Source organism: Acetobacter cibinongensis (assembly GCF_000963925.1).
GTDB lineage: Bacteria > Pseudomonadota > Alphaproteobacteria > Acetobacterales > Acetobacteraceae > Acetobacter > Acetobacter cibinongensis.
Window position 1 is genome coordinate 316,477 of sequence record NZ_BAMV01000017.1, and the last position, 12,187, is coordinate 328,663.

At 56.4% G+C, this 12,187-nt stretch carries 10 protein-coding genes; 3 read left to right on the forward strand and 7 right to left on the reverse strand.

The genetic code is table 11. The annotated features are described in order from the left end of the window. Positions 1-18: 18 nt before the first annotated feature. Positions 19-2,559, forward strand: coding sequence for a TonB-dependent receptor plug domain-containing protein (locus Abci_RS10640; RefSeq protein WP_244877654.1), 2,541 nt, complete (start codon positions 19-21; stop codon positions 2,557-2,559). A 52-nt stretch (positions 2,560-2,611) separates the two neighbouring features. Here the strand turns inward: Abci_RS10640 and Abci_RS10645 are convergent, their stop codons facing one another. The 3 genes from Abci_RS10645 to Abci_RS10655 form a co-directional block, all read right to left on the reverse strand. Next, entirely contained in the window at positions 2,612-3,868 is a 1,257-nt protein-coding gene (locus tag Abci_RS10645) for a hypothetical protein (protein WP_048839098.1), read from the reverse strand. A 155-nt stretch (positions 3,869-4,023) separates the two neighbouring features. Next, entirely contained in the window at positions 4,024-6,084 is a 2,061-nt protein-coding gene (gene glyS, locus Abci_RS10650; protein ID WP_048839099.1) for a glycine--tRNA ligase subunit beta, read from the reverse strand. A 4-nt stretch (positions 6,085-6,088) separates the two neighbouring features. Further along, a complete protein-coding gene (locus tag Abci_RS10655; protein ID WP_048839185.1) occupies positions 6,089-6,973 on the reverse strand; it encodes a glycine--tRNA ligase subunit alpha in 885 nt (294 codons plus the stop codon). 301 nt (positions 6,974-7,274) lie between these two features. On the opposite strand from Abci_RS10655, the gene Abci_RS10660 reads away from it, so the two are divergent. After that, positions 7,275-8,042 carry a DUF2076 domain-containing protein gene (locus tag Abci_RS10660; RefSeq protein WP_048839186.1) on the forward strand — a complete coding sequence of 256 codons (768 nt, stop codon included), beginning with the start codon at positions 7,275-7,277 and terminating at the stop codon, positions 8,040-8,042. A gap of 55 nt (positions 8,043-8,097) precedes the next feature. Here Abci_RS10660 and Abci_RS10665 read toward each other — a convergent pair whose 3' ends face one another. From Abci_RS10665 to Abci_RS10680, 4 genes are all read right to left on the reverse strand, one after another. Further along, positions 8,098-8,595: a helix-turn-helix domain-containing protein gene (locus tag Abci_RS10665; protein WP_048839100.1), complete on the reverse strand. Its 498-nt coding sequence runs from the start codon at positions 8,593-8,595 to the stop codon at positions 8,098-8,100. A 96-nt stretch (positions 8,596-8,691) separates the two neighbouring features. Then, a complete protein-coding gene (lnt, locus tag Abci_RS10670) occupies positions 8,692-10,311 on the reverse strand; it encodes an apolipoprotein N-acyltransferase (protein ID WP_048839101.1) in 1,620 nt (539 codons plus the stop codon). A 68-nt stretch (positions 10,312-10,379) separates the two neighbouring features. Then, positions 10,380-11,237 (reverse strand): GNAT family N-acetyltransferase, encoded by an 858-nt coding sequence (locus Abci_RS10675; protein ID WP_048839102.1) that lies wholly within the window; start codon positions 11,235-11,237, stop codon positions 10,380-10,382. After that, a complete protein-coding gene (locus Abci_RS10680; protein ID WP_146806820.1) occupies positions 11,234-11,659 on the reverse strand; it encodes a Fur family transcriptional regulator in 426 nt (141 codons plus the stop codon). Before Abci_RS10680 ends, Abci_RS10675 begins: the two co-directional genes overlap by 4 nt. A 228-nt stretch (positions 11,660-11,887) precedes the next feature. Between Abci_RS10680 and Abci_RS10685 the strand changes: the two genes are divergently transcribed. Then, positions 11,888-12,172 (forward strand): sulfurtransferase TusA family protein, encoded by a 285-nt coding sequence (locus tag Abci_RS10685; RefSeq protein WP_244877648.1) that lies wholly within the window; start codon positions 11,888-11,890, stop codon positions 12,170-12,172. The last annotated feature ends 15 nt before the right edge of the window (positions 12,173-12,187 follow it).

Consider the following 12,187-nt stretch of genomic DNA (forward strand, 5'->3'; position numbering starts at 1 on the left):
CGTCCTTCTAAAAAACGGGTGGTAGGGGGCAGTTGTGCCTCTGCTCTGCTGGCGGCTACCCTGCTTTCCAGCCCCGTGGGTGCACGCGCAGCCACAGTCTCTACCCCTGAAGCCCATCATGCAGGCGCACACCCGCAAAAAGCCCCGGTGCGGGCTGTTGCTGCGCGTAAGACGCCGGTTGCACGTCCCGCAGCACCCGTTGCCAGTGTGGCGGCCGTGCCTCACCGTGTTTCTGCGCCGGTTGATAGTACGGGTGAGGAAAGTGTGATTGTGACCGGCACGCGTGAGACAGGCCGCAAGGCCCGCCAGAGCCTTGCGCCGATTGATGTGGTTTCAGCCAAACAAATCAGCCAGACCGGTCAGCCCAATCTGCGTGAAGCGCTGGCCCAGCTTTTGCCGTCTCTCACCATGCCCACCGCTGGCTTTGATACGGGCGCTCTGACAGATTCCATCAGTCTGCGTGGCCTGAACGCCAATGAAACGCTGGTGTTGGTGGACGGCAAGCGGAGGCATACAACAGCCAATATCTATTCCAACCCCGGCCCACAGCAGGGTACTACCCCTGTGGATATCGACATGATTCCCATGGCGGCGATTGACCATGTGGAAGTGCTGCGTGACGGCGCGTCTGCCCAGTATGGGTCAGATGCTGTGGCGGGTGTTGTTAACATCATCCTGAAAAAGCAGGATCATGGTTTCCATGCGCAATCCATTAGCGGCATTACGGCTGCCAAGGATGGTTTCCAGCAGGGCGTGTATCTGGATGGCGGGGCCAAGCTGGGCCAGCGCGGTTTTGTGCATGTCAGTGGCGATTTTTTCCACACAGACCACACCTACCGCAGTGCACCGGATGCCCGTACGGGCACCAAAGTGAATAATGTGCTCAGCCAGCCAGAGCAGACGCGTGAAAGCGTTGCCATTAAAGCGGGATATGACCTGACGGATAGCATTCAGGCCTACGCAACCGGCACTTATGCCCACCGCCACGCTGAATCATACCAGAACTATCGTCTGCCAAGTTCGGTCTCCAAATACCCCGGATATGCCGCGCAGTATCCATGGGGTTATTCCCCCCTGATTACGCTGGATGAGGATGATTACGAGCTTACAGCTGGCCTGAAAGGGACCTTCATCGGCTGGAACTGGGACCTTTCAACCGTGTATGGCCGTGATTTTGATAGCATTGGCCTCAAGAACTCCGCCAACACCACGCTGGAAACCACACAGGGCCGCTCGCCCACAAAATTTAACGATGTTCAGGGCTTTAACAATTCGCAATGGACCAGCGGTCTGGATCTGTCGCGTAATTTTCACCTGTCTGGCTGGCCTCATGCCATTAACGTGGCGGGCGGAACATCCTACCGGTACGAAAGCTATTCCATTGGCGCGGGATCTGCCGATTCTCTGGCAGGAAGCGGGTCTGACGCCCTGAGCGGCACAAACCCTGGTAACACCGGTAACTTCAACCGGGATGTGATTGCGGGTTACATTGATGTCTCTACTCACCTGACCAAAAACTGGCAGATTGATCTGGCGGGTCGGTATGAGCACTATACTGACGTAGGCGATACCGAAAACGGCAAGATATCCACCCGATATGATGTCTCACCGCGCCTTGCTTTCCGGGCAACACTATCCAACGGGTTTCATGCACCCACACTGGCGCAGGAGCATTACAGCTCTCTGGCAGTCTCCCCCACGGCTGCACGTGGCCTGATTGCCGTGAACTCTGCAGGGGCGCTTCAGAATGGTGCCTCACCATTGAAGTCTGAGCGCTCAACAAACGTCAGCGGCGGTATTGTCATGGAGCCGTTCCGCAAACTGCATGTGACGGTCGATGTGTATCAGATCAACCTGCGCGACCAGATCATGCCAGGTGGACAGGTTTATGGTACGCAGGCTGCTGCTGCATTGCAGACCAACGGCTTTACCTTGCCGAATACAATATCATGGCAAACAAATCCGAATGCGCTCTCTACCAACTGGTTTGCAAACGTAGCCAGCACCCGCACACAGGGGCTGGACCTGACGGCAACCTACGCCACTCGTTTGGGTGACATTGGGCGGATTGACTGGGACGTTGCCATTAACCTCAACCGGACACGCTTGAGCCATCAGGGCACGAACGCCAACGGAGCGCCGCTGCTTAACCCACAGAGCATAGCCTATCTGACCACGGCGTACCCCCGCAGCAAGATGATCTGGGGTGGGCGCTTCACCAGCGGTAAATGGACCGTAGGTGTGCATGAAATCCGGTATGGGCAGGTTACGTCACAGCTCAGCTATTACGGCGGCGCAGGCAATACCCAGTCGCTTTCTGGTTCAGGCAACTATCGCGAATTTAAAAATACGCCCAAGTTCATTACCAATATGGAAGTGACTTACCGCGCATTGCCGCAGCTTGCCGTAACACTGGGGGCCAACAATATTTTTGATGCGCGGCCAAGCCGTGTGCCAGACAACAACCGCTACCTTGGTGCACCACAATACTACATGAGCACATCGCAACTGGGTATGAATGGCGGGTTCTACTACCTGCGGGGTGATATTTCTTTTTAATAATAAATACCCCCTGCATGGAGGCTTAAGCGTCCGTGCAGGGGGTATTACATTATTTAATATAAGTGGCCTGGCTGTTGGGGCGCACGGGCACGGTAAAGCTACTGCCTTTGGGCGCCTTATCATAGGCGTGGGCAATCGTGTAAAATCCGCGGTCTGGATCTGCTGGCATACGCCAGTCACGCGGGATGCCTGTTGTAACCATAATAGCAAGAATGGCCATAGCCGCAGCTTTGGTCCATCCCCACGGGGCAGCCAATGCTTGCACAACAACAACAGTTATCCAGAATACGCATGTGTCGGACAGGTACCGCACGCCAGCATCAGGAATTAGCATGGCGCGCCAGACGGGTGTGTCATCAGATGACTCAAGCGGGTGTGAGAGGCAGGCAGCCAGAAGCAGGACTGTCAAAAACAAGGCCATGCGCATAACAGGCCAGCGATACATTGCGGACACACTCAGCCACAGAGCAACCAGAAAAATAATCCATGGCAGAACACCGATTTGCCAAAGGCCGAGCGCATACCATGAAGGCAATTGTGTATGGCCGACCGTGAGGGCCAGCACGACCTGACTGGAGATAAGGCGGACAAACGCAATGGGGGATGCCCCGAGATTAGCTGGAACACCGCGCTGTGTAGCGTGGATGAGCAATCCCTGTATTACAGCACCTACAGCAATCAGGCCAAAACGGATAATACTGGCCCTGGAGCGCTCTTGCCATACTCTCAGCGCGGCCACAGGGGCTAAAACAAGGCTGAAAGGTCCGCTCAACGCTCCAATAGTCAACATGCTGCAATCAAATATCCACTCGCTCAGGCGGCGTGGGGCGCCTGACATCACGATAAGGAAGGACAGAATGCAGAGGTGCCATTGGGTGTTTGTCAGGTTGCAATACCCTTCCCGCGCGTTGGGAATAGCACACCAAGCCAGGCCGATGGCGCAGCGCAGGAACAGGGACGGGCAAAGTGATGCGCCACGCGAAGAGATTAAAAAGAGTGCAGGCAGAACCTGAAAAATAAAGGCCGCAGTGGCGAAAATGGTAGGCCCATAAGTTAAGGGAAACGGCACGGCAATAAGGGCTACAATGCGGTCTATTGTTTGAAGATAGCCTGTGTGCGGCAGCCAAAGACTGGGTAGGCCTATGGTTCGGGCTTCAGGCCACCAGTTCCAGCCGTCTTCACCCCAAAATTGGGCATTAAGCAGCAGTTCTGGCCACCGGACAAAAGTTACAACGCAACATAACAGCATGGTTATGCGTATAATTGTTCGTTCCGTACCAACTGTACGTTGCAAAGAGGACAGCATTCTTAACCTTAATGGGTTAGGTGTGAATTTTTAAAACAGTGATTTCGGGAGTAAAGATTACTTTCAAGAGCTATAGATAAGCTCTGAAAGTAATCTTCGAACCAACAGGTCTTTGACTTATGGTGAAGAAGGTTAAAATCAGAAACCTTACTGATCTAGCCTTCTATCTGGCTGAAATCTGCAATTAGGCGCATCATGCGGCCTAGACGGGCGAGGAGATGCAGCCGGTTGAGGCGGAGTGCAGCTTCTGGTGCGTTGACCGTAACCTCTTCAAAAAAGCGGTCCAGTGGTGCACGCAGGCTGGCCGCGTCCCGCATGGCATCCGTAAAGCGTTCTTCTGCAAAAGCCTTTTCCACAGCAGGTTCTACGCGGTCCAGCGTTGCGGCAAGGTCACGTTCTTCTGGCTGGGCATACAGCGTTGCGTCGGGTGCTTTTTCGTGCGGGCCGTCCTTTTTATCCTCAATACGCAGGATATTGGCGGCGCGACGGGTGGCTGCAAGCAGGTTTTTACCGTCCTCGGTTTCCAGCATGTCCTGCAAAGCCTGTGCGCGGGAAAGCAGGCGAACAATATCGGTGTCCGTATTACCAACCGAAATAGCTGCCAGACAATCGTACCGCGCCCCTTCTGCCCGCAACTGAACACGCAGGCGCTCGGCAATGAACTGCGGCAGCAGGTCGAGGTCTTCTGCGTTCTGCAGGTTTTCGGGCAGAGCCTCTGCCGCCAGTGTGAAAACTTTAACCAGATCAAGCCGTAGGGTGTTCTCACGAATCAGGCGGATAATGCCCAAAGCAGCACGGCGCAGGCCGAAGGGGTCTCCGGAGCCGGACGGTTTTTCACCGGCAGCAAAAAAGGCTGTCAGCATATCAAAGCGGTCTGCCAGACCGGTCACAACGGCTACCGGGGCTGTTGGTACGCTGTCACCGGGGCCGCGTGGCTGATATTGCTCACTAATGGCCTGCGCCACGCTTTCAGCCTCGCCGTCATGGCGGGCGTAATAGCCGCCCATCACACCCTGAAGTTCAGGGAATTCCCCAACCATGCCGGTGGGCAGGTCAGTTTTGCTCAGCAGGGCTGCGCGTTCGCACTCTGCTTTTGGCGCCCCAAGCATATCGGCAATAAGGCCAGCCAACCGAACCATACGGCGTGTGCGCTTGCCCTGTGTGCCCAGTTTGGCATGGAAGGTAATATTATCCAGCGCAGTCAGGCGGCTTTCAAGGGTCTGCTTGCGGTCCAGGTCCCAGAAGTGGCGGGCGTCAGCAAAGCGGGCGCGGAGGACACGCTCGTTGCCGGCAACCACCATTGCACCACCATCCGTTGGTGTGATGTTAGCCACAAAAGCAAAACGGGGGGCGGCGGTGCCATCGCTATTGCGCAGGGCAAAATAGCGCTGATTGACGCGCATGGAAACCTGCATGACTTCCGCTGGAAGGTCTATGAAGTGATCGTCAATGCGGCCAAGGAACGGCACAGGCCATTCCACCAGTCCTGCAACCTCATCCACCAGTCCGGCATCCGGCACAATGCTCAGGCCTTCACTTGTGGCCAGTTCTGCCAGAGCGGTGCTGATAACGGTACGGCGCTCAGCAGCATCCACCATCACAAAGCGTTCACGCAGAACTTCTGCCCACTGGGCCGCGCTGGTGACGGTTACCGGGCCGGGGGCCATGAAACGATGGCCTTCCGTTACGGCATCCGCCGTCAGATGGTGGCCGTTATCCTCACCCTGTGCCAACGTGACGGGTATGGCTTCACCGTCCAGCAAGCAGACAAGGCGGCGCAGCGGTCGGACCCATGTAAAGCTGCTGCCAGTGCCCCACCGCATGGATTTAGGCCATGGGAAACGGCGGAGCAGGTCTGGCAGGGTGGCAAGCAGATGCGTGCGGGCCTCAATAGCCGGTTCTTCACGTTCCAGAATCCAGAAGCCATTTTGCAGGGTCAGGGCATCCGGTGTGACACCATGTTTGCGCGTAAACCCTTCCAGCGCTTTTTCTGGCGCACCCTCACGCGGGCCACGTTCAGAGACTGTGCGGCCGGGAACAATGGCATTCAGGCTCAGGCTTGCCGCAATACGGCGTGGGCCGGTGAAGGCTTGTGCAGCCTGAGGCGCCAGCGGAGCCAGTGCTTCGTTCAGCAGGCGGAGCAGGGTTTCACCGGCCTGCTGCTGCATACGGGCAGGGATTTCTTCTGAAAACAGTTCTATCAGTAGTTCAGGCATGATCTTATTTGTCCTCGCCAGCCAGCCAGGTCTCGCAGCATAATTTTGCCAGAGTGCGCACACGGCCAATGTAGGAGGCACGCTCGCTCACGCTGATAACCCCACGGGCGTCCAGCAGGTTGAACAGATGGCTGGCCTTCAGGCACTGGTCATAGGCAGGCTGAGCAACACCGGCTTCTGCCAGTGCAACACTTTCTTTTTCGGCATCTGCAAAATGGCGGAACAGGCGGTCTGTGTCGGCCAGTTCAAAGTTGTGGCGGGAGTAATCTTGCTCAGCGCGCAGGAACACATCCCCATAAGTCAGGCCCGTACCGTTATAGTCGAGGTCGTATACGTTCTCGACACCCTGCACATACATGGCCAGACGTTCCAGCCCGTAAGTGAGTTCGGTTGAGGGGAGAACGACCGGAATACCCCCTACCTGCTGGAAGTAGGTAAACTGCGTTACCTCCATGCCGTCACACCAGACTTCCCAGCCTAGGCCCCAGGCGCCAATGGTCGGGTTTTCCCAGTCATCTTCCACAAAGCGGATATCGTGCTTATCCGGGTCAATGCCAATGGCACGGTAGCTATCCAGCAACAGTTTCTGGCTTTCTTCCGGCGTGGGTTTGAGCAGCACCTGGTACTGGTAATAATGCTGAAGACGGTTCGGGTTTTCCCCATAACGGCCATCGGACGGGCGGCGGCAGGGCTGCACATAGGCAGCTTTCCACGGCGTATTACCCAGTGCGCGTAAAGTTGTGTGGGGTGAGAGTGTGCCTGCACCGACTTCCAGATCATAGGGCTGGAGAATGGCGCACCCCTGCCGGGACCAGAACTGGTGAAGGGTCAGGATCAGGTCCTGAAAGGAAAGAGGCCGCTCGGTCGGGCGGGGAGACGCCGGGTCCATGTCAGACAGAAGCTCCGCAGTAAAAACAGGGTCAGAACATACGCACAGGCTTGGCCGTGCATACAATAAGGCCCACACCATACAGATGTGCATGGCATACAGGAAGAGAAGCATGGCACCTGATGCCGCCAGAACTGTTATAAGTTTTGCGCAAACCGCTGCACGGGTGGGTGTGGCCTCTTGCAAGCGCCTTGCAGGCGGGCCACATCTTGGTCAAAGTGCCATGAAAGTTAATCTGGTACGGGCTGTGGCTCTGGGCCAAAGCCAGTCAGTGCGCCGTAGTCAGGCAGGAAGGTATGAGATGAACAACGAAGAACGCGACCTCATTTCCAAATTTGTCGCACGGGTTGGTGGTGCGCCACAGGCTAGTTTTGGCAGCGTACCGGGCACACGCCCCAGCCTGCCCGCCATAGACCCGGAGGCTGACCAGTTTATTGCCCAGCAGTTCCAGCAGGTACCAGAAGCCCGTTACCGCATTACACAGATGGCCGTTGTGCAGGAAGCAGCACTGGTAGAAGCGCAGAACCGTATTCAGCAGTTGCAGTTTCAGTTGCAGCAGGCCCAGCAGGCTTTGCAACAGGCACAACAGCAGCAGAAATCTGGTTCCGGCGGTGGTTTTCTGGGTGGTTTGTTTGGCGGTGGCCAAAGGGCGCCGCAGCAGACACCTCCTGGTTGGGGTGGCAACACGCAGGCTCCGCCACAGCCGCCGCAGTATCAGCAAATGCCTTATGGTATGCAGCCCAGCACGTTCCAGCGTGGCGGGTCAGGCTTTCTGGGGTCTGCGCTTACAACGGCAACAGGGGTTGCCGGGGGTATGCTGGCAGCCAATGCGCTGACAAGCCTGTTTAGCGGGCACCATGATGCCGCCGCAGGTGGATGGGGTGCAGGTGCAGGTGCGCCACAAAGCGAAACCATCAATAATTATTATGGTGACAACTCAGACCCGTTTGCCGGTCAGGGTCAGGCAGCAGACCCGAACTTTGATGCAGGCAATAACGACTGGGGTGGTCAGGACGCTGGCGGAGACGGTGGTGACTTCGGTGGCGGTTGGGGAGACGATAACTTCTAAAACCACCCTAAATTGAGGGGCAGGGGCTTCTGCCCCTTCCGGCCTAATGTCGCATTTACTCGGCGGTAGGTGTGTGGTCGGGCCTCATGGAACGAACAAGTTCAAGCACATTCTTTCGGATTTTGATGTCCGGAATGGCGTGGTAGGCCCGTACCAGTTCAAGCGTATCTTTGTTGTTGAGCAGAGCCGCTGTTTCAGAGTCCTGAACGTGAGCAGGAAACCCCTCAAAAGCCTTGCGACTTTCTGAAACGCCGCTGCTCCGGTAGCCACTCCCGGGGGATGGATGCCTGTCAACGCCTTCAAAAAAGAACGCTATGGGCACATCCAGCGCCCCGGCAATATCATAAAGGCGGGAGGCACCAACACGGTTCGTGCCACGTTCATATTTCTGAATCTGCTGAAATGTAATGCCCACTAATTCTCCCAGTTTTTCTTGCGAAAGGCCAAGGAGTGTCCTGCGCAGGCGGATGCGTCTTCCAACATAGGCGTCAACTGATGTCGCGCGGGGTATAGCTGTGTGGCAGGTGTCAGAATTTTGCAATTTTTCTTGCATCACTATTTTCGCCAACGCTCCGACAGGAAATGGACTGGTTGGGCTAGTATCTACCATTACAAAAATTTTTAGTAACCTTTTATTAATGCATTGAGCTCAGACCCGTTTGCGTACTGGGCTAAAGGCCGAAATCATAACTAAACAGCATAACGCCAGCGCAATGACCCGACCGTAGAGGGAAAAGAGCGGTGCGGGTAGGGGGGCGGGCAAAGGTACGACCAGACTATCGGTTTTATCCCAACCCAGACGCGCCAACTCATGCCCAAATCCGTCATAAGCAATGGAAATACCGGTGTTTGCAGCGCGGGCTATAGGCAACCCTTCCTCAACAGCGCGTAACCGCACAGAAGACAAATGCTGGCGCGGCCCGGCACTGTTTCCAAACCAGGCGTCATTGGTCACGTTGGCCAGCCAGCGGGGGCGGTCTTTTTCATCCACCACACTGCCGGAAAAAATGACTTCATAACAAATCAGAGCCCCAACAGAGGGTATATCAGCCAGGTGCCATGTATGCGGGCCGGGTCCTGCGGCCAGCCCTCCTTGCGGGACAATTTGCAAAGGAATGTAAGAAGGCTGGTATTCTCCAAAAGGCACCAGCCGTGCTTTGTCGTAAATGGCGGCAACCTGCCCATCCGGGGCAAGAGCCAGAACAGAGTTACGGTAGCGCCCATTTTCGTCATGACGTAATGCGCCAATCAGGCCAGCCTGTGCGCCTTCTGCCCAACCCATAATAATCTGCCGCGCGCGCGGGCTATCCTGTAACAGCGGATAACCAGGGTATGCTGTTTCAGGCCATAAAAAGACAATAGCCCGGTTTGGGGCTGACGTCTGGAGGGTATGAGCACGCTCTACACCTTGCGCGGTGAGGGTCAGGTAGCGTTCAAAAACCTCCCGTGCGCTCTGGTGAGCAACTTTCTCGTTCTCTGGGACATTCCCCTGAACAAGAACCGTGATAGGTCCGGCCTCTCCTGTCGGTGTTACCATATGCAGGCGGCTGTAACCGGCAGCGCTCCACCCCAGAATCATGGCGGCGCTTAGACCCAGTGTTATGCGTTGCTGTGTAGGGCTAAAGCAGACGGTTCCCGTTTTGCGTGCGCGGTGCCAGTAATCCTGAAGCGCTGTTCCGGCTAAGAGAGCAAGCAGCACAAGGCATAAGGTCATGCCATCAACACCCATCCACGCGGCTGGCTGTATCAGCACATCCCCAATCCGTCCCGGCACGGCAAGCGCACTGCCAAGAGGGTTCCACGGGAAACCACTGAACAGGAACACACGCCCCATATCAAACACCGTCCAGCTTGCAGCAAACAGGATGAGGCGTCTGGGGCCGGATTTTGCCAGCATGCTGAGGGCAGCCGGGGCCGCTGTCATAGGCGCCAGAATGAGCGCGCAGCCGAGTGAGGGGAAGGGGACAAACCACCAGAAGTCTTCCGCCCGGATCATGACGGCATTGACCAGCCAGTAAAGGCTTGCAGCATAGAGGCCAAACCCGAAGAGCGCCCCTGCCCAGGCCGCACTTTTCGAGTTTTTAGAGCGGTTAAGCACGGCTCCCAACAGTGGGAATGTAATGAGCAGCACGGGAAGGGCATGAACCGGTGGCAGGGCCAGTGCGGACAAAGCCCCCAACCCAAGCAGGGAAAGGGTATGGCGCAGGCTGGCGCGGCTGGGCTTGCGCAGCCGCAGGCGGCCCGGAAAGACGCGGGATGGGCTGTTCATGGTCACCGGTATGTCTTGCTGGAAGTCTGCCGCAAAACCGGCAGACTATGGACGCAGAATTTTAAGGATTAATCCAGCGCGTCGCGTAAGCGGCGTTCATAGTGGCGGTAGTATTTGTCCGCCAGCAGTTCGCTTTTTACAAGAACCGCAACATCGGTTGTGTTGAACTGTGGGTCAATCACAGCGCCATCCCCAACGTAACCGCCAAGGCGCAGGTACCCTTTTACCAGTGGGGGCAAACCAGTCAGGCATTTGCGGAAATCCAGCGTATGCGGGTCTTTACGCAGCATTTCCACCCGGCGTTCAGGCAGTGCTTTAACGCGCAGGGCAGGGGGTGCCAGATGATTATGGTAGAGATAGGTCAGTTCGTCTGCATTGGCGTCAGGGTCTGTGCCCTGCAGGCTGGCGCAGCCAAACAGCACATCAATCCGATGCAGGAAGATGTATGAAGCAATGCCCCGCCACAACAACTGCATGGCGGCACGGCCACGATAGTCCTTATCCACACAGGAGCGCCCGACTTCCAGCAGGCGGCCGGGGAAGTCGGTCAGAGGGGAGATGTCGTATTCGCTTGACGAATAAAAACGGCCAATTTTCGCGGCTGCATCGCTCTGCACAAGCCGGTAGGTGCCAACAACGCCACGCGCATCAGGCGCTATGGCGTTATCAATCACCAGCAGATGATCGGCCACAGCATCGAATTCATCAATGTCGCGTTTCAGGCGCAGGGTTTCTGCGTCTGGATGTGCGCCCATTTCCTCGTAGAATACCCGGTAGCGCAGGGCTTGAGCGGCATCGCGCTCAGCTTCTGTCTGGGCAATGCGTACACTGAGGTTGCCGCCCCGTAATTCGGGAAAGCCGTTCCGTTCCAGTTCCAGCGTTGCGAGTGTTGAGAGAGAGGCCTCTTTGTTTTGCGCGGCACTCATGCGGTCTCTCCTTTACGGCGACCCTTGGGAGCAGCGGCCTTGGTCTCTTTCTGCGCAACGGCCCGTTTTTTACCGAACAGCTCCAGACGCATGGACACAAAATCAAAACCCAGACGCTCGGCCACGCGGCGCATTAGCTCTTCGTGCTCGGGGTCCTCAAATTCTATCACCTTGCCGTTATCGACATCAATAAGATGATAATGGTGCTTACCACCCTCGGTTGCTTCGTACCGTGCGCGGCCTCCGCCAAAGTCCCGGCGTTCCAGAATCCCTTTTTCTTCCAGCAGGCGCACGGTGCGATACACCGTGGCAACTGAAATACGGGAATCCAGCATCGCGGCGCGACGATAGAGTTCTTCCACATCCGGATGGTCATCCGCGTCTGACAGCACACGTGCGATTACCCGCCGTTGTCCGGTCATTTTCAGGCCATGTTCTACACAGAGCTGCGCGATCCGCGATTCTTCTGCCGACTGAGATTTCAAGGGCGCAAATCCTGCTTAACTTACCACCTGTATTTCTTATGCATGAGGTAGCCGAAACGGAGTGGGTTTGTCCAATTTTACACGAGCGGGCAGGTTTTCTATGTTCAGTCTCCATTAGCACGTTCCATGTGCCCGGACACCCCGGGTTGAGAGAGGCTGAACAGAATGCAGGATATCTCCACCATGCAGGATAACCGTGTGCCGGATACTGTTATGCTTGATATTACCGGCGAGAAATGCCCCATGACCTTTGTGCGGACCCGGCTGGCGCTGGATGGGCTGTTGCCTGGCGGCCTGCTGGCCGTGCATCTGCGCGGAGCGGAACCTCACAAAAATGTCACCCAGTCAGTGCGCGCTCTGGGGCATCTGATCTTGGCCGATCAGGCCGAGCCTGACGGGACATTTGTGCTGACCATACAGAAAAAGCTGGTCGCACCGCCCAGCGCCTGACGGGTACATACAAAA